The following is a 24,472-nucleotide window of genomic DNA, read 5'->3' on the forward strand; positions in this document are numbered from 1 at the left end:
CGCCCACGGGCGACCGCGAAGGACGTGACGGCGCCGCGACCGTGGCGGCAGGATGCCGTTTGTTGAGGAGCCGCGACGGCGGCCCACGAGGTCACATGTGTCCATGACTGCGAAGGGAGAGGAACTCGTCTTCCTGCCGCTCGGCGGCGTCGGCGAGATCGGAATGAATGCGGCGCTCTACGGCTTCGGCCCGCCGAACGCCCGCAAGTGGATCATGGTCGATTGCGGCATGGGCTTCGCCAGCGAGGAGCACATGCCGGGCGTCGACCTGATGTATCCGGACCTTAGCTTCATCGAGAAGCAGCGTGAGAACCTGCTGGCGATCCTGATCACGCACGGTCACGAGGACCATATCGGCGCCCTCTCGGAGCTGTGGCCGCGCCTGAAGGTGCCGGTCTACGCGACGAAGTTCACCAAGGCCCTGATCGAGACCCGGCGCCTCGGCGAGCCCGGCGCTCCGAAGATCGACCTTCGGGAGATCCGCCCCAACGAGCGTCAGACCTTCGGCCCGTTCGACGTCGAGTACGTGCCGGTGGCCCACTCGATCCCGGAGGCGAACGCGCTCGCGATCCGCACCGCGCACGGTCTCGTCCTCCACACGGGCGACTGGAAGCTCGATGACGGGCCGGTGGCGGGCAACGTCACCTCGGAGGAGGCTTTCCTGCGCCTCGGCGAGGAGGGCGTGCTGGCGCTGATCTGCGACTCGACCAACGTCACGCGCGAGGGGCGCTCGCCGAGCGAGACCGAGGTGGCGGCCCACCTCGCGGAGCTGATCAAGACCTCGCCCCACCGCGTCGCGGTCACGACCTTCGCGTCGAACGTCGCCCGCATCCGGGCGGTGGCGGAGGCCGCGCGGGCCTGCGGCCGCGAGGTGATCGCGGTCGGCCGGGCCATGGACCGGGTCATCGACGTGGCGCGGGAATGCGGCTACCTCGACGGTCTTCCGGATTTCCGCTCGGCCGACGCCTACGGCTACTTGCCCCGCGACAAGGTCGTCGCCCTGCTCACCGGATCCCAGGGCGAGCCGCGCGCGGCCCTCGGCCGGGTTTCCCGGGAGGAGCACCCCGACATCGCCCTGGCGGCGGGCGACCGGGTGATCTTCTCCTCGCGGGCGATCCCCGGGAACGAGCGCTCGATCGGCGCGATCATCAACGACCTCGTCGAGGCCGGCGTCGAGGTGATCACCGACCGCACGGAACTGGTCCACGTCTCCGGCCATCCGCGCCGCGACGAACTCGCCGCCATGTATCGCTGGACCAAGCCGCGGATCGCGGTGCCCGTCCACGGTGAGGCGCTCCACCTCGCCGAGCACGCGACCTTCGCCCGCAAGCAGGGGGTCGCGGAGATCGTCAAGGCGCGCAACGGCACGCTGATCCGGCTGGCACCCGGCGAGCCGGAGATCATCGACCACGTCACCCGCGGCCGGCTCTACAAGGACGGCATGGTGCTGATCGGCGAGAACGACCGTGCCATCCCGGAGCGCCGCAAGCTCGCCTTCACGGGCATCATCTCGGTCGCCCTCGCGGTGGACCAGCACGGCCAGATGAAGGGCGAGCCGGCCATCGACCTGATGGGGCTCCCCACCTTCGGCCGCAAGGGCGAGGCGATCATCGACGTGGTCGAGGAGGCGGTGGAGCGGACCTTCGAGGGATTGTCGCGGCAGAAGCGGCGGGATTCCGAGGCGGTCGAGAACGCCGTCGACCGCGCGGTCCGCTCGGCCGTCAACGAGGTCTGGGGCAAGAAGCCGGCCTGCCACGTGCAGGTGGTCGAGGTCTGATCCCGATCGCCGCCGCCCGGTCCGACGAAAGACCGGGTGGCACCGCCGCGGCCTCGTGTAGAACGGGCGCACGACGAGACGATGAGGAGCGTGACGCCCATGATCGGTCGCTTGAACCACGTCGCCATCGCGGTGAAGGACCTGGAGGCCGCCGCCAAGGTCTACCGCGACGGTCTCGGCGCCACCCTGTCGCCGCCGCTGCCGCAGCCGGAGCACGGGGTCACGGTGATCTTCGTGGAATTGCCCAACAGCAAGATCGAGCTCCTGGAGCCGCTCGGGGCCGATTCCCCGATCGCCGCCTTCCTGGAGCGGAGCCCGGGGGGCGGCATCCACCACGTCTGCTACGAGGTGGACGACATCCTGGCCGCCCGCGACCGGCTCAAGGAGCAGGGTGCCCGCATCCTCGGCTCCGGCGAGCCGCGCATCGGCGCCCACGGCAAGCCCGTGCTGTTCCTGCATCCCAAGGACTTCCTCGGGACGCTGGTCGAGCTGGAACAGGCCTGACCCGGTGCTGAGCGCCCTCCTGACCAGCGCCACCGCCTCGATCCCGCGGGCTCTCCTCGCCTGCATCGTCGCGATGCTGCCGGCGCTGCTCCTCGCCACCGGACCGTTCGGCCTGAGCTGGTTCGGGGCGCTCGCCCTCTACTTCGTGGTCTGGTGGACGCTGCTCTTCGCGGTGCTGCCGTTCCGCGCCAAGGACGACGGGTCGATCCCCTACGTGCCGGGCCAGGATCCCGGTGCCCCGCCGCTCCCGCAGATGCGCCGCAAGGCCCTCTGGACGACGCTGATCTCCGACGTGGTGTTCCTGGCCGCCGTTGCGGCCTTCCCGCTGGCCGGCCTCTAGCGCGGCCGAGCGGGAGGAAGGTTGTGCGAGGCAACCCGACGTAGGGTCGGGGGCGGCAGAATCCCGGTTGCGACCAGTCTGACGCTGTCAGACGTGCCTCCGCCGTGCATAAAAAAAGCAAGGCTCGCAAGCCTTGCTTTAAAAGCTTCTGGATGTTTTCGTCAGCCTCGCTCTTCTGTTTCACCCCGGTGGGTGTTGCAGCTGACTCTTCCTCCCGAGACTCGGACCGTGCGTGTCGGCGTTTTCTGCCGTCCTGCGCGCTTCGCAGGCCGCTTATAGGAAGAAGAATTCGCATTGTCACGCCTTTCGAGGCGCAATGATGCGATTTTTTGCATGCCGGCAGGAGACCTCTTCCCCATTGCGCGTGGAGCGCGCAGCGGCGTCCGCCGGAGGCGAATCAGTAAACCGATGGTTGCGCCACCGCCTCGCGGGCCGGGACGACGCGCCGCTTGTGTTTTGGCAGGGCAATGTGTTGTGTGCCCGGGCGAGTCGTGGCCCCGCGCCTCGCGCGCCCTCGTGCCCGTCAAGGTCCCGCATGCGTCTCAGCCGCTACTTCCTGCCCATCCTGCGTGAGACCCCGAAGGAGGCGGAGATCGTCTCCCACCGGCTGATGCTCCGCGCCGGCATGATCCGCCAGGAGGCGGCGGGCATCTACGCCTGGCTGCCCCTCGGCCTGCGCGTGCTCAACCGGGTGACGGAGGTGATCCGGGCCGAGCAGAACCGCAGCGGGGCGATCGAGCTCCTGATGCCGACCATCCAGTCGGCGGATCTCTGGCGCGAATCCGGCCGCTACGACGCCTACGGCAAGGAGATGCTGCGCATCCGCGACCGGCACGAGCGCGAGATGCTGTTCGGGCCCACCAACGAGGAGATGATCACCGCGATCTTCCGCGCGGGCGTGCGCTCCTACAAGGACCTGCCGAAGAACCTCTACCACATCCAGTGGAAGTTCCGGGATGAGGTGCGGCCACGCTTCGGCACCATGCGGTCGCGGGAGTTCCTGATGAAGGACGCCTATTCCTTCGATCTCGACGAGGCCGGGGCCCGGCACGCCTACAACAAGATGTTCGTGGCCTATCTGCGCACTTTCGCGCGGCTCGGGCTCAAGGCGATCCCGATGCGCGCCGAGACCGGCCCGATCGGCGGGAACCTCAGCCACGAATTCATCATCCTGGCCCAGACGGGCGAGAGCGAGGTCTTCTGCGACCGCGCCTACCTGGATTTTCCGATCCCGCCGGCCTCCACCGATTTCGACGACGTCGCGGGCCTGCAGGCGACGGTCGATCACTGGACCTCGCGCTACGCCGCGACCTCCGAGATGCACGAGCCCGACGCCTTCGCGGCGGTGGCCGAGGAGGCGCGGATGGCCGCCCGCGGCATCGAGGTCGGCCACATCTTCTACTTCGGCACCAAGTATTCCGAGCCGATGGGCGCGCGGGTGACCGGGCCCGACGGGCAGGAGCGGCCGGTGCATATGGGCTCCTACGGGATCGGGCCGAGCCGGCTCGTGGCGGCGATCATCGAGGCGGGCCACGACGAGGCCGGCATCGTGTGGCCGGACGCGGTGGCGCCCTTCGACGTGGCGCTCTTGAACCTGAAGACCGGCGACGCCGCCACCGACGCGGCCTGCGCCAAGATCCAGGAGGACGTGGAGGCGGCGGGGCTCTCCGTGCTCTACGACGACCGCGACGAGCGCCCGGGGGCGAAGTTCGCCACCGCCGACCTGATCGGCCTGCCCTGGCAGGTGATCGTCGGCCCGAAGGGGCTTGCCGAGGGTCAGATCGAACTCAAGCGCCGCGCGACGGGCGAGCGCGAGACGGTGGCGCCCGACGCGCTCGCGGCGCGCCTGCGGCGCGGGGCGTCCGGTTGAGCGCGGCGATGGTGCGGGCGCGGACCGCTTCCCTGGCTGCACACGATCGTCTCCGCGACATCCAGTCGTTCGCTGTACGTGCCGTGACATCTCGCAAGGCGCATCGCTCTCGTCGCTCGGGCGCGTCTCGAAAAGGCGCGGGATCCCCGCTCCCGCGTGGGAGAGGGGTAGGGGTGAGGGTGGGGCTTCAGGATTGGCCTGACCCGTTGAGCTGCCAGCGGAACGGTTCAGACGTCTTGCCGAGGCCGAGCCACCCTCAAGCGGCATCTTCGATCCCCCGACCCCTCTCCCACTCGGGCTTATTCACTCACACTACGCCGGAGGAGGCGCGGGTTTCTCCTCTCCCCGCGTGCGGGGAGAGGGCTGCGGACCCCTCGTCGGGTCCGCAGCGAGCCCGCAGGGCGAGGGTGAGGGGGCGGTTCCGCATGTGGCTCCTCCGAAAGCGCCCCCTCACCCTCGGGCCGATCGCTCCGCGATCGGTGCGCCGCCTCGCCGCGCCGACGACAAGGTCGTCGCGGCCCTCTCCCCGCACGCGGGGAGAGGGTCTGCGCACCACCCGAAGTGCGAATCTGCAAGCCCACTCGGGAGACGGAAGGCGCGCTTCTTTTCCCCTCATAACCGTATCTGCAGCGGTGGAGGGGAGAGTGCGTGTCTCCCGGAGCCTGCCATGATCGCGGCCCTCCGTGCGCGTCTCGCGTTCCCCACCCTTCGATCCTCGGGGTCCGGCACCGCGCCCTTCGCCCCCTTCGAGTGGACCATCGCGGGCCGCTACCTGCGCACTCGCCGCAAGGAGGGCTTCGTCTCGGCGATCGCCCTTTTCTCGTTCCTCGGCATCATGCTGGGGGTGGCGACGCTGATCATCGTCCTCTCGGTGATGAGCGGGTTCCGCAAGGAGCTCCTCTCGAAGATCGTCGGCATCAACGGCCACATCTTCGTCGCGCCGATCGACAAGCCGCTGACGGATTACGCGGACCTCTCCGAGCGCTTGTCGAAGGTGGCGGGCGTGCGGCTCGCCCTGCCGATGGTCGAGGGTCAGGCCTTCGCGGCATCGCCCTATGGCGGCTCGGGCGTGCTGGTGCGCGGCGTCCGCGCCCAGGACCTGAACCGGATCAAGGCCATCGCCGGCAACATCCGGGGCGGCACGCTGGAGGGCTTCGACACGGGCAGCGGCGTGGCGATCGGCCGGCGGCTGGCGGAATCGCTCGGGCTGCAGGTCGGCGACACCATCACGCTGGTCACGCCCAAGGGCGCCACCACGCCCTTCGGCACCGCGCCGCGGACCAAGGGCTACAACGTGGCGGCCATCTTCGAGGTCGGCATGTCGGAGTTCGACGCGACCTTCGTGTACATGCCGCTCGCCGAGGCCCAGGCCTATTTCAACCGCGACGGAGACGTCACGGTGATCGAGGTGTTCCTCGACAACGCGGACGCGGTCGGCGACCTGCGCTCCGCCCTCGACCTCGCGGCCGAGCGGCCGATCGTGCTCACCGACTGGCGCCAGCGCAACCGGACCTTCTTCTCGGCGCTCGAGGTCGAGCGCAACGTGATGTTCATCATCCTGACCCTGATCGTGCTGGTGGCGGCCCTGAACATCGTGTCGAGCCTCATCATGCTGGTGAAGGACAAGTCGAGCGACATCGCCATCCTGCGCACGATGGGGGCGACGCGCGGCACGATCATGCGGGTGTTCCTGATCACCGGCGCGTCGATCGGCTTCTCCGGGACCGTCGTGGGCTTCCTGCTCGGGATCCTGGTGGCCGCCAACATCACGGTCATCCAGCGCACCCTGCTGCCGAACGCCTGGGATCCCACCGTGCGCTTCCTCTCGGAGATCCCGAGCGAGATCAATCCGAGCGAGGTCGTGGCCGTGGTGGTGATGTCGCTGGTCCTGTCGCTCCTCGCCACGCTCTATCCGTCCTGGCGCGCGGCGCGGCTCGACCCCGTCCAGGCGCTGCGCTACGGCTGAGGCGAACCCGGTGAGGGTTCGCGTTTCGCGTGTGCGGCCGAGGGGCGACGCGCTCCCCCTCCGGGCACGCAGCAAGGGTGTCGCGTCCATGTCCTTCCGGTCCGCCGTTCGTCCCGCCGCAGCCGCGTCGCCCCGCAGGGTCTGAACCGCCATGGACGCCTCGAATCCCCGGCAGCCCGTCCCCGCCCTGTTCCTGTCGCGGGTCGAGCGTCGCTACGCGCAGGGCGAGGGCAGCCTCGACATCCTCCGGGGCGCGGATCTCGCGATCTGGCCGGGCGAGATCGTGGCCCTGGTCGCCCCTTCCGGCACCGGCAAGTCGACGCTGCTGCACGTGGCGGGGCTGCTGGAGCGGCCGGACGGCGGCGAGGTCTATGTCGGCGGGCAGCCGAGCGCCCGCATGGACGACGCCGCGCGCACCCGCATGCGCCGCGAGGAGATGGGCTTCGTCTACCAGGCCCACCACCTGCTGCCGGAATTCTCGGCCCTGGAGAACGTGGCGCTGCCCCAGCTCATCCGCGGCCTCGGGGCCCGCGAGGCGCGCGCGCGGGCGGCGGAGCTGCTGGCCTTCCTCGGCCTCAAGCATCGGCTGGAGCACCGTCCGGCCGAACTCTCGGGCGGCGAACAGCAGCGGGTGGCGATCGCCCGCGCGGTCGCGAATGGCCCGCGCCTGCTCCTCGCCGACGAGCCGACCGGCAACCTCGACCCGCAGACCGCCGGACACGTCTTCGGGGTGCTGGTCTCGCTGGTGCGCGCCTCGGGCGTCGCCGCGCTGATCGCCACCCACAATTTCGACCTCGCCGCCCGCATGGACCGGCAGGTGACGATCGAGGACGGCCAGGTGGTGGCGGCGCGGTAGGCCCTGTGCCGCCGGCGGGACTACGGCTCGATCGCGCGAAGCCCGCTCCCCGGGAAGGACCTCGCTACCGGAAGGTCTTGCGCGGATCGAAGGCGTCGCGCACCGCCTCGCCGGCGAAGATCAGCAGGCTCAGCATCACGGCGATCACCGCGAAGCCGGTCAGCCCGAGCCAGGGCGCCTGCAGGTTCGCCTTGCCCTGCGCCAGCAGCTCGCCCAGCGAGGGCGATCCGGGCGGCAGGCCGAAGCCCAGGAAGTCCAACGAGGTCAGGGTGGTGATCGAGCCGTTCAGCACGAAGGGCAGGAAGGTCAGCGTCGCCACCATGGCGTTGGGCAGCAGGTGGCGGAACATGATCCGGGCGTTCGACAGGCCGAGCGCGCGGGCAGCCCTCACGTATTCGAAGTTGCGCGCCCGCAGGAACTCCGCCCGCACCACGCCGACCAGCGACACCCAGGAGAACAGCAGCAGGATGCCGAGCAGCACGAAGAAGCTCGGCGTGATGATCGACGAGATGATGATCAGCAGGTAGAGCGAGGGGATGGCGGTCCAGATCTCGATCACGCGCTGGAACACGAGGTCGATCCAGCCGCCGAAATAGCCCTGCACGGCGCCCGCCAGCACGCCCACCACCGACGAGATCAGGGACAGGATCAGGCCGAACAGGACCGAGATGCGAAAGCCGTAGATCAGCCGCGCCACCACGTCGCGGCCTTGGTCGTCCGTGCCGAGCCAGTTCCACTCGATGGCGCCGCAGCCGCTGCCGCCGGCCTTCTCGGCCATCGGGCGGCACTGCGCGTCGGTGAGGAGCCAGGTCGGCGGCGCGGGCGCCGGCACAGGAAGATCGAGGTTGTGCGTGTCGTAGGAGAAGCGGATCGGCGGCCAGATCGCCCAGCCGTTCTCCGCGATCTCCTTCTTGATCACCGGGTCCCGGTAATCCGTGCGGGCCAGGAACCCGCCGAACTTCTCCTCGGGATAATCGACGAAGATCGGGGCGAGGATCTCGCCCTTGTAGGAGACCAGGATCGGCCTGTCGTTCGCGATGAAGTCGGCGAACAGGCTGACCACGAACAGGACGCAGAAGATCAGCAGCGACCACGCGCCGCGCCGGTTCGCGCGGAAATTGGCGAGGCGGCGCTGGTTCAGCGGTGAGAGCCGGCGCGCGCCGACCTCCGGCAAGGGGAGGACGACCGGCGCCGCGGCCGGCGATGTGACCGGGACGGTGTCGTACTCGGCCGGGCGGGGACGCTCGTTCATGCGGGCTCCCCGTCGCGGCTCAGTCGACTCGCGTGGCGCTGCCCTCGATGGTGCTCGGCCGCACGGCGCCGCTCCGCTCCAGGTGCCGGCGCAGCAGGCGTACATTGCGGAGATTCGCCCGGAACGCCGCGTCGACGATGTCGCCGAACACCGGCACCACCCCGACCACGCCGTGGAAGGCCACGTTCGCGGTCATCCGGGCGATCAGCCAGCGGGGCACGCCGAGGCGCTTCGCCTCCAGGATGATGTAGGACGAGATCACGGTCGTGATCGCGTCGCCGATCACCGGCACGAGACCGATGATCGCGTCGATTCCCACCCGCCGGTTGAGCCCCGGAATGACGAAGGCCGCATCGAGGAGGTTGGCCAGGACCTCCAGGCGCGCCAGGACCTGCTCGGTATCGCGGTTGACCGGCCGGGCGGACCGGAACGGCATCGTCCCGGCGGTGAAGCGGCCGGCCGTCTGCGTGAAGTCCATCGCGGGGCTCCGAAGCGTATGGGATCGCGTCATGCCCCGGCATGTGGTCGTGGTCCCGCGCGGGCACAAGGAGGGCGCGCATCACGCCCCCCGCCCTCCGACGCCCCGCAGGCGCTCCAGGGCCCGGTCGAGGGTGTCGTCACGCTTGGCGAAGCAGAACCGCACCACGTTGCGCACCGGATCCTCGGCGTAGAAGGCGCTCACCGGGATCGCCGCGACTCCGTGCCGCCGCACCAGCCGCTCGCAGAAGGCGACGTCGTCCGCCTCACCAAGCGGCGCGATATCGATGTTGAGGAAGTAGGTGCCGGCAGCGGGCAGGACCGGGAAGCCGAGGTCGCGCAGGCCCCCGGCGAACCGGTCGCGCGACCGGGCGAGCCCGGCCCGCATCTCCTCGAAATACGCGTCGTCCTTGCAGAGGCCGTAGGCCACGGCCGCCTGCAGGTTCGGGGGCGTCGTGAAGGTGAGGAACTGGTGGGCCTTGGCGAGCACCCGCATCAGCGGCGGCGCGGCCAGCACGAAGCCGACCTTCCAGCCGGTGAGCGAGAAGATCTTGCCCGCCGACCCGATCTTCACGGTCCGCTCGCGCATGCCCGGCAGCGCCATCAGCGGCCGGTGCCGGTGCCCGTCGAAGACCACGTGCTCCCAGACCTCGTCGCAGACCGCGACTGCGTCGAAGCGGCGGCAATAGGCGGCGAGGAGCGCCAGATCCTGCTCGGGGAAGACCGTGGCGGTCGGGTTCAGCGGGTTGTTGAACAGCACCACCCGGGTGCGCGGCGAGAAGGCCTGCGCCAGCGCGGCTTCCGTCAGCCGGAAATGCGGCGGCGTGAGCCGGACGATCCGCGGTACCCCGCCCGCGCGGCGCACCAGCGGCAGGTAGGCGTCGTACATCGGCGCGAACAGCACCACCTCGTCGCCGGGCGTCACCAGGGCCATCAGGGCGCCCGCCAGCGCCTCGGTGGCGCCCGAGGTGATCATCACCTCGGCGGTCGGGTCGACGGACAGGTCCTGCCAGAGGGCGTAATGGGCGGCGACCGCCTCCCGGAGTTCGGGCAGGCCCATCATCGGCGGGTACTGGTTCCAGCCCTCGATCACCGCCTCGGCGGCCCTGCGCCGGACGTCCTCCGGTCCGGGATCGTCGGGAAAGCCCTGGCCGAGATTCACCGCGCCGGTCTCGCGGGCGAGCGCGGACATCACCTCGAACACCGTGGTCGGCAGATCGGCGAAGATCGGGTTCATCCTGGGCCGTCGACAGGTTGGAGGAGGGTTCGGCAAGGGCGAAATGGCTAGCACGCGCTCGCCGCGTGCGAAACCGCACATGGGGTGCAGGCGATGGGCGGCCTGTGAAGTGACGTTTGTTGACAATCATCACCCCGCGGGTAGGGTCTGGATGTGCGGCCGGGCTGGCCGCGGTCGCTGCGCCGGGCTCCGCCCCCTCGCCTGGTGCAGCGACCGAAGGCCGGCCCGGTCGTACGTCTTTTCGGACATGCCGCTTCGAAGCGGCTGCTTGCGGCTCCCGCCCACCTCGGGCATGACCGTGCCGATGTCCGTCCGCACCTGCTTCATCCTCGCCTGCCTGATCGCGGCCTCCGGCGCGGGTCTGCGCCTCGCGGTGCCGGTGCGGCCGGTGGACGAGGCGTATCGGACCATCGCGCGGGACGTGCTGGTGCTGCGGCGCCTCGTCGAGGAGCGGGACCCGCGCTGAGGCGCGCCTGCCTGCCGTCGAGAGCCTCCCGTTCAGCAATCATGGCGCAACATCGCGGCCGTACTGGCGTCGCATTGCTCTGGCGGATGGTCAGGGCGATGGCGTGACGCAGCGGAGTGGCGCGGCGGGCGCCCTACATCCACGTGCGGGGCACGCAACCACGGGGTGCGGGAGGCGGGGGTCGCCGGGGGGCGCGAGAGGTGCGGTCGAGGTCATGAACGAACTGTCTCCCATTCGCACCGACGAGGCCGTCGAGACCGGACCGCGCCGACGGCGCCGGTGGCCGTTCTGGCTCCTGCTGCTGATCGCGCTCGGCGCCGCGGGCGCCTGGGGCTACCGGACCTACCTTCCGAACGGGCTGCCCTTCCCGGTCAAGCAGGCCGGCAAGTCCGACGCGGGCCGCCGGGGCGGGCGACATTTCGGAGGCGGGGAGGGGCCGCAGGCGGTAGGTGTCGCCACCGTGGCGAAGGGCGAGATGCCCGTGACCCTCTCCGGCCTCGGCACGGTCACGCCCCTCGCCACGGTAACGGTGAAGTCGCAGGTGAGCGGCTACCTGACGCAGATCGGCTTCCGCGAGGGCCAGCTCGTCAAGGCCGGCGACTTCCTGGCGCAGATCGACGTGCGGCCCTACGAGGCGCTGCTCGCCCAGTACCAGGGCCAGCTGCAGCGCGACCAGGCGCTGCTCCAGAACGCGCGCCTCGACCTCGTCCGCTACCAGACCCTGAACCGGCAGGACTCGATCTCGAAGCAGAACGTCGACACCCAGGCCGCCACGGTCAAGCAGTACGAGGGCGTGGTCGCCTCGGACCAGGCGCAGATCGACCAGCAGAAGCTGAACATCCAGTACGGGCGCATCACTTCGCCGGTCGACGGCCGGGTCGGCCTGCGCCAGATCGACCAGGGCAACTACGTGACGGCTGCGTCCACCAGCATCGTGGTGGTGACGCAGCTGCAGCCGATCTCGGTACTGTTCACGCTGCCGGAGGACGTGCTGGCGCGGGTGATGGATCGTCTGCGCAGCGGGGCGAAGCTGCCGGTGCGCATCTTCGACCGCAGCGACACGACCGAGCTGGCCGGCGGCACACTCGACACCGTCGACAATCAGATCGACGTGACGACCGGGACCGTGAAGCTGCGCGCGCTGTTCCCCAACAAGGACGACCGGCTGTTCCCCAACCAGTTCGTCAACGCCAAGCTCCTCCTCGACACCGTCAAGGGCGCGCCGATCGTCCCGGCATCGGCCGTGCTGCGCGGCACGCCCGGCACCTTCGTCTACCTCCTCGGCGACGACAGCAAGGTCGCGGTGCGCCCGATCACGACCGGCGAGACGGACGGCAATCGCACCGTCGTGTCGGCCGGCCTCAAGGAGGGCGATCAGGTGGTGGTCGACGGCACCGACCGCCTCCGCGACGGAGCCGAGGTGAAGGTGACGGGCCGCGACGGCAGCGAGGTGAAGGCGGGCGGCGGCGAGGCGTCGGGAGCGCCGGCTGCGGCGGGGCCGCGGGCCGAGAACGAGACGCCTCCGGCCGACGGCGAGCGCCCGCGCCGGCACCGCCGCCAGCAGAATCCGTGAGCGGCGCCGTGACGGCCATTCATCCGCGCCCGAACCCTCCCCCACAGAGGGGGGAGGGGCTTGACCGGCGCGACCGTCGGAGGGTCGCATGAACCCCTCCCGGCTCTTCATCCTGCGGCCGGTCGCCACCACGCTCGTGATGCTGGCGATCCTGCTCACCGGCCTCTTGTCCTACCTGAACCTGCCGCTCTCGGCGCTGCCCTCGGTCGATTACCCGACGATCCAGGTCCAGACCTTCTACCCGGGCGCGAGCCCCGAGGTGATGACCTCGGCCGTCACCGCGCCCCTGGAGCGCCAATTCGGGCAGCTCGCCAACCTCAACCAGATGACCTCGCAATCCTCCGCGGGCGCCTCGGTCATCACCCTGCAGTTCAGCCTCGACCTGCCCCTCGACATCGCCACGCAGGAGGTCCAGGCGGCGATCAACGCGGCCGGCAACCTGCTGCCGAGCGACCTCCCGGCGCCGCCCATCTACGCCAAGGTCAACCCGGCCGACGCGCCGATCCTGACGCTGGCGCTCACCTCGAAGACGCTCGCGCTCACCGACGTGCGCGACCTCGCCGAGACCCGGCTCGCCCAGAAGATCTCGCAGGTGGCGGGCGTCGGCCTCGTCAGCATGGCGGGCGGCCAGCGCCCCTCCGTACGGGTGCGCTTCAACTCGCGGTCGCTCGCGGCCTACGGGCTCAACATCGACGATCTGCGCACCACGATCTCGAACCTCAACGTCAACACGCCGAAGGGGACGATCGACGGGCCGACCCAGTCCTTCGCCATCAACGCCAACGACCAGATCCGCGACCCCGCCGTCTACCGGGACGCGGTCATCGCCTACCGCAACGGTGCGCCGGTGAAGCTCTCGGCGGTGGCCGACGTGGTCGAGGGGCCGGAGAACACCAAGCTCGGCGCCTGGACGGACGCGACGCCCGCGATCATCGTCAACATCCAGCGGCAGCCCGGCGCCAACGTCATCGCGGTGGTGGACCGGATCAAGGCGCTGCTGCCCCAGCTGCAGGCGACGCTGCCGGCCGCCATCCAGGTGACGCCGCTCACCGACCGGACCGTCACCATCCGGGCCTCGGTGCACGACGTGCAGATGGAGCTCCTGCTCGCCATCGCGCTCGTCGTGCTGGTGATCTTTCTGTTCCTGCGCTCCCTGCCCGCGACCCTGATCCCGAGCCTCTCGGTGCCGCTCTCCCTCGTGGGTGCGCTCGCCGTGATGGACCTGTGGGGCTTCTCCCTCGACAACCTCTCGCTGATGGCGCTCACCATCGCGACGGGCTTCGTCGTCGACGACGCCATCGTGGTGATCGAGAACATCGCCCGCCACGTGGAGGAGGGGGCCTCGCCCCTCGAAGCGGCCCTCAAGGGCTCGCAGGAGATCGGCTTCACGATCATCTCGCTCACGGTCTCGCTGCTCGCGGTGCTGATCCCGCTCCTGTTCATGAGCGAGGTGGTGGGCCGGCTGTTCCACGAATTCGCCATCACGCTCGCCGCGACGATCGTGATCTCGGGCATCGTGTCCCTGAGCCTCGTGCCGATGCTCTGCGCCCGGCTCCTGCACCACGCGCCGCCCCGCGCCCGCCGGCCCGGCTGGCTCGCCCGGACGGGCGCGCGGATGGCGCAGGCCGGCATGGACCTCTACGCCCGCACGCTGCGCGGCGTCCTCAACCACCAGTGGCTCACGCTGCTCGTCGCCATCGGCACGCTGGCCCTGACGGTCCACCTCTACATCATCATCCCGAAGGGCTTCTTCCCGGTCCAGGATACCGGGCTGATCCAGGGCATCAGCCAGGCGGACCAGAGCGTCTCCTATGGCGCGATGGCCGAGCGGCAGGAACGCCTCGCCGCCGAGATCCTGAAGGATCCGGACGTGGTCGGCCTGTCCTCCTTCATCGGGGTGGACGGCCAGAACGTGACGCTGAATTCGGGCCGCTTCCTCATCAACCTGCGCCCGCGCGAGGAACGCACCGAGACCGCGAGCGCGATCATCCGGCGGATCTCGGCCCGCACGGCCGGGACCGCGGGCATCACCCTGTACATGCAGCCGGTGCAGGACCTCACCATCGACACGGCGGTGAGCCCGACCCAGTACCAGTTCATCCTGGAGAACCCGGACCTCACCGCCTTCGACGCCTGGGTGCCGCGCTTCGTCGACCGGCTGCGGGCCATCCCCGACCTCGCGGACGTGGCGAGCGACCGGCAGGCGAGCGGGCTCTCCGCCACCATCACCATCGACCGCGCCACCGCGGGCCGCTACGGCATCACCCCGGCCTCGGTCGACAACGCCCTCTACGACGCGTTCGGGCAGCGGATCATCTCGACGATCTTCACGCAGTCGAACCAGTACCGGGTGATCCTGGAGGCCGATCCCGACCTCCACCGCACGCTCGGCTCGCTCAACGCGATCTACCTGCCGTCCTCGACGGCGCAGAACGGACAGGTGCCGCTCTCGGCGGTCGCCACCGTGACCGAGAAGCGTGCGCCCCTGCTGATCAGCCATCTCGGCCAGTTCCCGGCCACCACGATCTCGTTCAACCTCGCGCCCGGCGCCTCGCTCGGCCCGGCCGTGGCGGCGATCCAGGCGGCGAAGGCGGAGGTCGGGCTCCCCGACAGCTTCCAGCTGATCTTCCAGGGCTCGGCGCTCGCCTTCGAATCCTCGCTCAGCAACACGCTGTTCCTGGTGCTCGCCGCGATCGTCACGGTCTACATCGTGCTCGGCGTGCTCTACGAGAGCTTCGTCCACCCGATCACGATCCTGTCGACCCTGCCCTCGGCGGGCATCGGGGCGCTCGCCGGACTGATGCTGTTCGGGCTCGATCTCGACATCATCGGCATCATCGGCATCGTGCTGCTGATCGGCATCGTGAAGAAGAACGCCATCATGATGATCGACTTCGCGCTTCAGGCGGAGCGCGAGGAGGGCCGGAGCCCGCGGGACGCGATCTACGAGGCCTGCCTCCTGCGCTTCCGCCCGATCATGATGACGACCTTCGCGGCCCTGTTCGCGGCGGTGCCGATGATCGTCGGCACCGGGACCGGGGCGGAGCTGCGCCAGCCGCTCGGCATCTCCATCGCGGGCGGCCTGATCGTGAGCCAGGTGCTGACGCTCTACACGACGCCGGTGATCTACCTCGCCTTCGACCGGCTCGCCCGACGCCTCAGCGGAAGGCGGAGCGCCGGCCTCGCGCCCGGCGAGGCGCTGCCGTGATGGCGGCCCGCCCCGTCATCGACCGGGCGGGGGCGGTTCCATGAACCTCTCCCGCCCCTTCATCCTGCGCCCGGTGGCGACCACGCTCCTCACCATCGGCGTGCTGCTCGCCGGGATCTTCGCCTTCACCAAGCTGCCGGTGGCGCCGCTGCCGCAGGTCGATTTCCCGACCATCCTCGTCCAGGCGCAGATGGCCGGCGCCTCGCCCGACACCATGGCCGCCACGGTGGCGGCGCCCCTGGAGCGGCGCCTCGGCTCGATCGCCGATGTCGACCAGATGACGTCCACGAGCTCGACCGGGCAGACCCGGATCGTGCTCCAGTTCTCGCTCGACCGCGACATCAACGGCGCCGCCCGCGACGTGCAGGCGGCGATCAACGCGGCGCGGGCCGATCTGCCAACCGCGCTCCGCCAGAATCCCACCTACCGCAAGTTCAATCCCGCCGACGCGCCGATCCTGATCGTCGGCCTGACCTCGAAGACGCTCACGCCCTCGGCCCTCTACGACAGCGCCGCGACCGTGGTGCAGCAGAAGCTCTCGCAGCTCGAAGGCATCGGCAACGTCGACGCCAACGGCTCGTCGCTGCCGGCGGTGCGCGTCGAACTCGAACCCGGCGCCCTGTTCCACTACGGCATCGGGCTCGAAGGCATCCGGGCGGCGATCGCCGGCGCCAACGCCAATTCGCCGAAGGGCGCCATCGAGACGGTCACCCGCCGCTACCAGCTCTACGCCAACGACCAGGGCCGGGTCGCGGCCGACTACCAGGATCTCGTCGTCGCCTACCGCAACGGGGCGGCGGTGCGCCTGAGCGATGTCGGCCAGGTCATCGACGGGGTCGAGGACCGGCGCAATCTCGGCCTCATCAACGGTCAGCCCGGCGTGCTGCTGATCGTCTACAAGCAGCCGGGCGGCAACATCGTCGAGGCGGTGGACCGGCTCAAGGCGGCCCTGCCGCAGATCAAGGCGGCTCTGCCCGGGGACATCGACCTTGTGGTCACCGGCGACCGCAGCCTGACCATCCGGGCCTCCCTGCGCGAGGCCGAGCGCACCCTGATGATCTCGGTCGTGCTGGTCATCCTGGTGGTGTTCCTGTTCCTGCGCTCGGGCCGGGCGACGCTGATCCCCGCCGTGGCGGTGCCGATCTCGCTCGTCGGCACCTTCGCGGCGATGTATCTGTGCAATTACAGCCTCGACAACATCTCGCTGATGGCGCTGATCATCGCGGCGGGCTTCGTGGTCGACGACGCCATCGTGGTCCTGGAGAACATCCAGCGCCACATCGAGGAAGGCAGGCCGCGCCTGGAGGCGGCCCTGCTCGGGGCGCAGGAGGTCGGCTTCACGGTGCTGTCGATGAGCCTGTCGCTCGTCGCGGTGTTCATGCCGATCCTGCTGATGGGCGGCCTGATCGGCCGGTTCTTCCAGGAATTCGCCGTCGTCCTGACGCTCGCGATCCTGATCTCGCTGGTGCTGTCGCTAACCACCACCCCGATGATGTGCGCCCGGCTGCTCACGCCGGAGCCGCACGGGCGTCGCCCCAACCTCCTGGCGCGGGGGCTGGAGGCCGGGTTCGACCTCGTCCAGCGCGGCTACGGACGCAGCCTCGGCTGGGCGCTGCGCCACGGCGCCCTGGTGATGCTGGTGATGGTCGGGGCCATCGCGCTCAACGTCTGGCTGTTCGTGATCGTGCCCAAGGGCTTCTTCCCGCAGCAGGACACGGGCCAGATGATGGGCGGCATCCAGGCCGACCAGCGGATCTCGTTCCAGTCGATGAGCACCAAGCTCAAGCAGGCGACGGACATCGTCCGGGCGGACCCGGCGGTCGAGAGCGTCGTCGGCTTCACGGGCGGCCGGGGCACCAACTCGGCCAGCGTATTCGTGGGGCTGAAGGATCGGGGCACCCGCGCGCCGATCTCCGACGTGATGGGGCGGCTGCGCCCGCTTCTCGCGGCCATCCCGGGCGCTCGGCTCTACCTGTTCCCGCGCCAGGACTTCATGGTCGGCGGGCGCCAGAGCTTCTCGCAGTATCAGTACACCCTGCAGGGCGACACCAGCGACGAGCTCTACGCCTGGGCGCCGAAGCTGCAGGAGGCGCTCGCGAAGGACCCGCTCTTCACGGACGTGACCTCGGACCAGCAGCAGGGGGGGCTCGAGAGCCGGCTCGTCATCGACCGCCCGACCGCCTACCGCTACGGGCTGACGCCGGACGTGATCGACAACACGCTCTACGACGCTTTCGGCCAGCGCCAGGTCTCGACCATCTACAACGCCCTCAACCAGTACCGGGTGGTGATGGAGATCGCGCCGCGCTACCTCGGCAATCCCGAGACGCTCAAGCAGATCTACGTCTCGACCTCGGGCGCGAAGGCGCGCGGCTCGGCGAGCACGAACGCGGTGGCGGGCACCGTCGCGAGCGCCCAGACCGCTCCCACCGACCCGACCAGCGCCGCCGCGAGCGTCGCTACCGATTCGGCCCGCAACGCGGCCACCAACGCCATCGCGGGCAAGGGCGGCGCCTCCTCCGCCGCGGCGGTGAGCAGCGCCAAGGAGACGATGGTGCCGCTCTCGGCCTTCTCGCGGTTCGAGACCGGGACGGCGCCCGTGCAGGTCAGCCACCAGGGCCTGTTCGTGGCCACGACGATCTCGTTCAATCTCGCCCCGGGCAAGACGCTGGGCGACGCCACCGCGGCGATCGAGGGGCACATGGCCGCCTTGCGCATGCCGGCGACCATCCACGGCGAATTCGCGGGCGCGGCCAAGACGTTCCAGGCCTCGTCGTCCCGCCAGCCGCTCCTGATCCTGGCCGCGCTCCTGACCGTCTACGCGGTGCTCGGCATCCTCTACGAGAGCTTCGTCCACCCGATCACCATCCTGTCGACCCTGCCCTCGGCCGGGATCGGGGCGATTCTCGCCCTCATGGCGATGGGGGAGGAGTTCGGGGTGATCGCGCTCATCGCGATCTTCCTGCTGATCGGTATCGTCAAGAAGAACGCGATCATGATGATCGATTTCGCCCTCGACGCGCAGCGCAGGCGCGGAATCGGGCCGCGCGAGGCGATCACGCAGGCCTGCCTCTTGCGCTTTCGGCCGATCCTGATGACAACGCTCGCGGCGCTGCTCGGCGCGCTGCCGTTGATCCTCGACGGCGGCGAGGGGTCGGAATTGCGGCGCCCGCTCGGCATCGCCATCGTGGGCGGCCTCATCGTGAGCCAGGTCCTGACCCTCTACACCACGCCCGTCGTCTACCTCGTCCTCGACCGGCTGCGGCTGCGCGTCATGCGCCGCCCCTCCGGCGCCGCGCCGCTCCCCGCCCCGGCTGCCGAATGACCGTGCTCCCCGTCCGCGTCGCCGCGGCCGCGCTGCCGGCCCTGCTGCTCGCCGGCTGCCTGGTGGGGCCGGACTACTCGCGTCCCTCCGCCGAGACGCCGCTCGCCTTCAAGGAGGGCGGGGCGCGGGCGACCGCGATGCCGGGTCGCAACTGGCGCCCGGCCCGGCCCGCCGACGACGCCGATCGCGGCGATTGGTGGCGCGTCTATCGCGACCCGACCCTCGACCGCCTGATCCGCCTCATCGACGTCGACAATCAGACGCTCCGCAGCGCGGTGGCCGCCTATCGCCAATCGCGGGCGCTGGTGCAGGAGGCGCGGGCGCAGCTCTTTCCGACCGTGATCGGCGCTCCGGGCATCGTCCGCTCCCGCAGTGGCGGCATCGAGCGCACCACGCTCACGCTGGAGGGGACCGCGAGCTGGGAGCTCGATCTGTTCGGGCGGATCCGGAGGCAGATCGAGAGCGACGTCGCCGCCGCGCAGGCGAGCGCGGCCGACATCGCGGCGGTGCGCCTCTCCAACCAGGCGCAGCTCGCCACCTCCTACTTCGAACTGCGCTACCAGGAATCGCTGCAGCGCCTCCTCGACCAGACGGTCGAGGCCTACAAGCGCTCCCTGTCCATCGTCGAGAACCAGTACGCGGCCGGGGTCGCGGCCCGCTCCGACGTGATCACCGCGCAGACGCAGCTCCAGACCACGCAGGCCCAGGCCATCGCGGTCGGCCTGCAGCGGGCGACGCTGGAACACGCGATCGCGGTGCTGATCGGCCGCCCGCCGGCCGAATTGTCGATCCGCGGCGCGCGGCTCGCCCCGCGCCCCCCGGCGGTGCCGGTCAGCCTGCCCTCCGACCTCCTCGAACGCCGGCCCGACGTGGCGCAGGCCGAGCGGTCGGTCCAGTCGCAGAGCGAGCAGATCGGCGTCGCGGTCGCGGCCTTCTATCCGACGGTCACGCTCTCGGCGAATGGCGGCATCGCGGGCGATCCGGCCCGCAACTTCTTCTCGGCGGCGAACACCTTCTGGTCCGTGGCGGCGAATGGCAGCCAGACCCTGTTCGACGGGGGCGCCCGCACCGCCGCCCTTCAGGCCGCGCGGGCCGCCTACGACTCCGCCGTCGCCAACTACCGCCAGACCGTGCTCACCGGCTTCCAGCAGGTCGAGGACGGGCTCGCCGGCCAGCGCATCCTCACCCGGCAGCAGGCCGCGCAGGACATCGCCGTGCAATCGTCGCGCAAGGCGGTGGAGATCGCGCTCAACGAGTACCGCGCCGGCACGCAGAACTACACGACCGTGGTCACCGCCCAGGCGCTGGCCCTGAACAACGAGGTCTCGGCGCTGCAGATCCTGCTCAACCGCTTCACCAACTCGGTCTCGCTGATCCGGGCGCTGGGCGGCGGCTGGGAAGTGCGGGCGCTGCCGAGCGGGGAGGAGCTCAAGGGCTTCCGGACGCTGCCGATCGATACCGGGCAGGCTTTGCGCACGGACGAGTGAGCCGCCCCGCCGGCCGTCCCCTCACCGGAGCCGCAGGTCCGGCAAGTCGTCGTGGTGCAGCAGCAGCACGTCGGTCGCCCCGGCGAGCTTGCGGGCGGCGGGCGTGAAGCCGGCATTCGACACCACCGCCGCCCAATCCGCGCTCCAGTAGCTCCTGGCCGCCACCACCTCCTGCACCGCGCCATTGCCGACGGGCTTCGTGTAGCGCTTGCATTGCAGGACGAGGCGCACGCCGTCCTGCTCGGCGATCACGTCGGCGCCCTGGTCGCCGGAGGCGCGGGTCGGGCGCGCCTCCCAGCCGGCGCGGGCGAGCAGGGCCGCGCAGAAGCGCTCGTAGGCGATGCCGTCCTCGGGCAGATCCTCCTTCGGCGCCGCCTCGGCGCGCGCGGCCTCCTCGACGATCGCCAGGAGGTCGGCGTGGCGCTTGGCCACGAGATCCCCGTAGCCCTCCGCCTCCAGCCGCGGCGCCAGGGTGCGGGCGACGTAGTAGGCGCGCTCCCGCTCCCAACCGTCGAGGATCAGGTTGTCGTAGGCGTCGACGTAGCTCTCCTGGCGACGGCGCAGCGCCAGCACCGCCGCGTGACGGGCGGCGAGCCGGCGCGCCCGGCGGCGGAACCGGCCCCCGCGCCCGAGCCGGTGCAGCAGCACGCCCGCCAGCACCAGTCCGCCGACGGCCAACGCCGGCCGGCCGGCCCACAGGCTGGCGAGGCCGCTGACCACGGCCGGCCAGAAGGCGAGATCGGCGATGCTGCGCGGCGCGGCCATGCGGGCTCCTTCCGCGCCGGATCCTGGCCGCAAGCGACTGCCGCTCGGCTAACCGGTCGGGCGGCCGGGACAGCATCCACAGGCGTCTTTCCGCCCGGGACCGATCAGCGCAACGCCGCAGCCCCGCCTTGCGCGCGTTCCGGCCAGCGCCGATGCTCCCCCGACTGGCCCGGCGGCCCCGGCCGGCCGCGGGAGACACCGATGCGGCGCTGGATCCTCGCCTGCCTGATCCTGTCTCTCTGTGAGGGCGCCGGCCGCGGCGCCGAGGGACCCGTCGAGGTGGATGTCGCCCTGGTCCTCGCCGTGGACGTCTCGCTGTCGATGACGGCCGAGGAGCAGATCCTGCAGCGGGGCGGATACGTGGAGGCGTTCCGGTCGCGGGACGTGCACGGCGCCATCGCGCAGGGCCAGGTCGGACGCATCGCCGTGACCTACGTCGAGTGGGCGGGCGTCGGGAACCAGCGGGTGGTCGTGCCCTGGACGCTGATCGGCAGCGCGGACGAGGCTCTGGCCTTCGCGGCGGAACTCGACCGCAGGCCGCCGCGCCGCTCCACCTGGACGTCGATCGCCAGCGCCCTCGATTTCGCGGTCGGGCTCCTCGGCAACACCGGGTTCGCGCCCCTGCGCCGGGTGATCGACGTCTCCGGCGACGGGCCCAACAACCAGGGGCGCGCCGTCACCGCGGCGCGGGACGACGCCGTGGCGCGGGGGATCGTCATCAACGGGCTGCCCCTGATGATCCGCGAGCCGAGCGGTCCCTGGGACATCCGGGACCTCGACGTCTACTACCGGGACTGCGTCATCGGCGGTACCGGCAGCTTCATGATCCCGGTGCGCGACCGGGCTCAGTTCGCCGAGGCGATCCGCGCCAAGATCGTGCGCGAGGTCGCCGAGCGCGGCGCGCGCCCGCTCCTGAACAAGGCGCAGGCGAGGACGCCGACGAACTGCCTCGTCGGCGACCGATCGCGCCCAGATTGGGATTAAAAACCTACATCGCCGCGGATTGCTCTCCGCCCGGCGATCATCCGTCGCGCCGCGCGCCCCCGGTGCGGCGCCGTTGCTGCCCGAGACCCATGGTCTTCGCCAGTTCGGACCGGGCCGCCGCGTAGTTGGGCGCCACCATCGGATAGTCGGATGGAAGATTCCAGCGCGTCCGGTAGTCGTCCGGTGTCATGCTGTAACGGCTACGGAGATGCCGCTTCAATGACTTGAATTTCTTTCCATCTTCGAGGCAAATCAGATATTCGGGCGTGATCGACTTCTTAATCGGCACGGCCGGGACCAGGGGCTCCGGCTTCTCTTCCGTCGTATCCTTTCCGAGGCGACCCAGCGTCTCGTGCACGGAGGAGATCAGACCCGGCAACTCCGTCATCGGAACCGAATTTTTGCTCACGAACGCGGAAACGATATCGGCCGCTAGCTCAATGAAATCCGTCGTAGCCCCACTCTCACTCATCATGCCGATCCTCGCAATGGCGTTGCCCACGGCTGAGACGAAGATAGTCCCGACCTAGAACGCTGCTGCGGCGGGCCCGGTCCGTCTCCTCCAGTTATCCCGACTATTGCTTCTTAGGCTTTCACGCAAGTGGTTTGAAGAAGGACTCTTCATTGTATTCCCAGCTTCGGCGGCGTTGGGGTCGCGTGGACGCAGTGTCGCAACTCATGTTAATTCGGGTCAGGCAACCTTCGCTTCACAGCGGGAAGTTCGGAAGCGTCGTTGCGGTGCGGCATCGGATGCGCAAGAGAGACTACGCGCGGTTCGGGAGATGCTTTCGGATCGGAACAACCCGCTGCGTCCACCGTGCCTGCCTGCACGGCAGCACGGAACGGCGAGGAAGATCTACCTAGACCGTACGCGTGACACGGCACGGGGAAATGTTTTCACAAAAGATAATGAATGCGATCCGCCGGGACGGCGCGCCCGCGTCACGCCGACGCGCGCTCGCCGCTGGGAGCCGCCGCGAGGCGCCGGAAGGCGGCCACGAGGGCGTCCGCCTCCGGTTCGGTCAGGTCGCTGATGACCAGGGCCGCGCCGACGAAGACCGAGCAGCGCCCGTCATAGGTCGATTGCTTGCGGATCGTCGGCATCGCGGCTCTCCAGACGCAGCGGGAACGCGCGGAGCTCGGCCGCGTTCCCGCCGGCCCTCAGGCCCCGCGCTCCGGGTCCCGCTCCAGCGCGGCCACGGCGAGCGCCTGGTCGCGCCCGCGCAGCGCGTGCCGCCCGAGCGGGCGCGCGCGCACGCCCGCGGGCAGGTGCGGCAGCAATTCGAGCAGGTCGGAGGAGATCAGCACCGGCGCGTCGAGGGTGCGGCAGAGGGTTTCGACCCGGGCCGTCACGTTCACGGCGTCGCCGAAATACGCGATCTTGTGCCGGTCCACGCCGACCTCCGCCGTCACGACGGAGCCGCCGTGCAGGGCGGCGCGCACCTCCGGCACCACGCCGAAGCGCTCGCTCCAGGCCGGCGCCTCCCGGGCCAGCGCCTCCCGGATGGCGAAGATGCAGGCGACGCAGCGCGCCCCCTGCAGGCCCCGCGCCATCGGCCACGTGATCATCGCCATGTCGCCGATGAAGTCGTCGGTGGAGCCCTGGCAGCGGCGCACCGGCTCGGCGATGGCCGCGAAGATGGCGGCGAGGAAGGCCTGGGCCTTCAGGTCGCCGTTCGCCTCCGCGTAGGCCGTGGACCCGACCACGTCGACGAACAGGAAGATGCGCTCCTCCTCGACCGGGCGGTGGTAGCGCCCGACCATCAGGTTCACGAAGACCTCGGCCCCGATCAGGTCGCGCATCCGCACCACGAAGACGAGCAGGGCCGAGACCGCCAGCGCGTAGACGAGGGCACGCGGCGACGGGATCACCGCGTCGACGAAGCGCTCGTGGCTGAGCCCTGTCGCCCACACGACGAGGCCGCCGGCCGCGTGACCGATCGCGATCATCGCCACGTAGGCGAGTTCGGCGAGGGGAACGTACAGGAAGGTCGGCATCCGCCGGCATCGGGCCTGGAGCCGCGGGACCAGGACGCCGCGTTCCAGGATCAGGCCGCTGCCGCCGATGCACAGGCCGTACACCGCCGCGACGACCGGGATCCCGTTGCTGAACAGCGCGTCGTAGACCACGCCCGCGGCCCCGCTGAGGCCCAGGATCGCCACCCAGAACCAAACGTGATGCGGGATCAGGGCGGGGGCGGCCAAGGTCGAGCGGTCCTCGACGCCCTGAGCCGAACGGTCGAGCGGTGCGGCGTGGTTCACCCGAATGCCTCCCTGTGAGGGCCGACCCGCGGGATGACGGACGATTCGGGCTCTTTTCGGAGAGGCGGGCAAGTTTTTCTTCGCGGCGGGCGGGATCGTCCTCGCGACTTGGCCGGAACCGTC

19 protein-coding genes are annotated in these 24,472 nt (G+C 70.3%); 12 read left to right on the top strand and 7 right to left on the bottom strand.

The features are described from left to right. The first annotated feature begins 103 nt into the window (after positions 1-103). The 6 genes from ACW9J6_RS02710 (at position 104) to ACW9J6_RS02735 (ending at position 7,313) form a co-directional block, all read left to right on the top strand. Positions 104-1,777, top strand: a complete 1,674-nt coding sequence (locus tag ACW9J6_RS02710) for a ribonuclease J (RefSeq protein WP_457114887.1) — start codon at positions 104-106, stop codon at positions 1,775-1,777. A 99-nt stretch (positions 1,778-1,876) separates the two neighbouring features. Further along, complete coding sequence (gene mce, locus ACW9J6_RS02715; protein WP_457114888.1) at positions 1,877-2,281, top strand: methylmalonyl-CoA epimerase; 405 nt, start codon at positions 1,877-1,879, stop codon at positions 2,279-2,281. 73 nt (positions 2,282-2,354) lie between these two features. Next, positions 2,355-2,621, top strand: coding sequence for a DUF1467 family protein (locus ACW9J6_RS02720; RefSeq protein WP_457115108.1), 267 nt, complete (start codon positions 2,355-2,357; stop codon positions 2,619-2,621). 535 nt (positions 2,622-3,156) lie between these two features. After that, positions 3,157-4,491 carry a proline--tRNA ligase gene (gene proS / locus ACW9J6_RS02725; protein ID WP_457114889.1) on the top strand — a complete coding sequence of 445 codons (1,335 nt, stop codon included), beginning with the start codon at positions 3,157-3,159 and terminating at the stop codon, positions 4,489-4,491. Positions 4,492-5,158: 667 nt separating this feature from the next. After that, on the top strand, positions 5,159-6,457 hold the full coding sequence (locus tag ACW9J6_RS02730; protein WP_457114890.1) for a lipoprotein-releasing ABC transporter permease subunit: 1,299 nt from the start codon (positions 5,159-5,161) through the stop codon (positions 6,455-6,457). A 151-nt stretch (positions 6,458-6,608) separates the two neighbouring features. Continuing rightward, positions 6,609-7,313, top strand: a complete 705-nt coding sequence (locus ACW9J6_RS02735; protein WP_457114891.1) for an ABC transporter ATP-binding protein — start codon at positions 6,609-6,611, stop codon at positions 7,311-7,313. Between the two features lie 64 nt (positions 7,314-7,377). Here ACW9J6_RS02735 and ACW9J6_RS02740 read toward each other — a convergent pair whose 3' ends face one another. The 3 genes from ACW9J6_RS02740 to ACW9J6_RS02750 all read right to left on the bottom strand — a co-directional run bounded on the left by ACW9J6_RS02740 (position 7,378) and on the right by ACW9J6_RS02750 (position 10,279). Next, the gene (locus ACW9J6_RS02740) at positions 7,378-8,565 is read right to left on the bottom strand and encodes an ABC transporter permease (protein WP_457114892.1); all 1,188 of its coding nucleotides are present in this window, start codon (positions 8,563-8,565) and stop codon (positions 7,378-7,380) included. A gap of 19 nt (positions 8,566-8,584) precedes the next feature. Then, on the bottom strand, positions 8,585-9,043 hold the full coding sequence (locus ACW9J6_RS02745; RefSeq protein WP_457114893.1) for a DUF4112 domain-containing protein: 459 nt from the start codon (positions 9,041-9,043) through the stop codon (positions 8,585-8,587). Between the two features lie 81 nt (positions 9,044-9,124). Continuing rightward, the gene (locus ACW9J6_RS02750) at positions 9,125-10,279 is read right to left on the bottom strand and encodes an aminotransferase (RefSeq protein WP_457114894.1); all 1,155 of its coding nucleotides are present in this window, start codon (positions 10,277-10,279) and stop codon (positions 9,125-9,127) included. Positions 10,280-10,583: 304 nt separating this feature from the next. On the opposite strand from ACW9J6_RS02750, the gene ACW9J6_RS02755 reads away from it, so the two are divergent. From ACW9J6_RS02755 to ACW9J6_RS02775, 5 genes are all read left to right on the top strand, one after another. Beyond that, positions 10,584-10,745: a hypothetical protein gene (locus ACW9J6_RS02755; RefSeq protein ID WP_457114895.1), complete on the top strand. Its 162-nt coding sequence runs from the start codon at positions 10,584-10,586 to the stop codon at positions 10,743-10,745. Between the two features lie 214 nt (positions 10,746-10,959). After that, on the top strand, positions 10,960-12,318 hold the full coding sequence (locus ACW9J6_RS02760; protein WP_457114896.1) for an MdtA/MuxA family multidrug efflux RND transporter periplasmic adaptor subunit: 1,359 nt from the start codon (positions 10,960-10,962) through the stop codon (positions 12,316-12,318). Positions 12,319-12,406: 88 nt separating this feature from the next. After that, the gene (locus tag ACW9J6_RS02765; RefSeq protein ID WP_457114897.1) at positions 12,407-15,526 is read left to right on the top strand and encodes a multidrug efflux RND transporter permease subunit; all 3,120 of its coding nucleotides are present in this window, start codon (positions 12,407-12,409) and stop codon (positions 15,524-15,526) included. A 40-nt stretch (positions 15,527-15,566) separates the two neighbouring features. After that, positions 15,567-18,851: an efflux RND transporter permease subunit gene (locus ACW9J6_RS02770; protein WP_457114898.1), complete on the top strand. Its 3,285-nt coding sequence runs from the start codon at positions 15,567-15,569 to the stop codon at positions 18,849-18,851. Beyond that, positions 18,848-20,338: an efflux transporter outer membrane subunit gene (locus ACW9J6_RS02775; protein WP_457114899.1), complete on the top strand. Its 1,491-nt coding sequence runs from the start codon at positions 18,848-18,850 to the stop codon at positions 20,336-20,338. The genes ACW9J6_RS02770 and ACW9J6_RS02775 overlap by 4 nt, the downstream gene beginning before the upstream one ends. A gap of 21 nt (positions 20,339-20,359) precedes the next feature. Here the strand turns inward: ACW9J6_RS02775 and ACW9J6_RS02780 are convergent, their stop codons facing one another. Next, the gene (locus ACW9J6_RS02780) at positions 20,360-21,103 is read right to left on the bottom strand and encodes a restriction endonuclease (RefSeq protein WP_457114900.1); all 744 of its coding nucleotides are present in this window, start codon (positions 21,101-21,103) and stop codon (positions 20,360-20,362) included. 201 nt (positions 21,104-21,304) lie between these two features. Between ACW9J6_RS02780 and ACW9J6_RS02785 the strand changes: the two genes are divergently transcribed. After that, complete coding sequence (locus ACW9J6_RS02785; protein ID WP_457114901.1) at positions 21,305-22,087, top strand: DUF1194 domain-containing protein; 783 nt, start codon at positions 21,305-21,307, stop codon at positions 22,085-22,087. Positions 22,088-22,124: 37 nt separating this feature from the next. On the opposite strand, the gene ACW9J6_RS02790 is transcribed toward ACW9J6_RS02785, so the two are convergent. The 3 genes from ACW9J6_RS02790 to ACW9J6_RS02800 form a co-directional block, all read right to left on the bottom strand. Beyond that, complete coding sequence (locus ACW9J6_RS02790; RefSeq protein ID WP_457115109.1) at positions 22,125-22,559, bottom strand: MucR family transcriptional regulator; 435 nt, start codon at positions 22,557-22,559, stop codon at positions 22,125-22,127. A 470-nt stretch (positions 22,560-23,029) separates the two neighbouring features. Beyond that, complete coding sequence (locus tag ACW9J6_RS02795; RefSeq protein ID WP_457114902.1) at positions 23,030-23,191, bottom strand: hypothetical protein; 162 nt, start codon at positions 23,189-23,191, stop codon at positions 23,030-23,032. A gap of 57 nt (positions 23,192-23,248) precedes the next feature. Beyond that, the gene (locus ACW9J6_RS02800) at positions 23,249-24,277 is read right to left on the bottom strand and encodes an adenylate/guanylate cyclase domain-containing protein (protein ID WP_457115110.1); all 1,029 of its coding nucleotides are present in this window, start codon (positions 24,275-24,277) and stop codon (positions 23,249-23,251) included. Between the last annotated feature and the right edge of the window lie 195 nt (positions 24,278-24,472).

The organism is Methylobacterium sp. JK268, assembly GCF_054052225.1.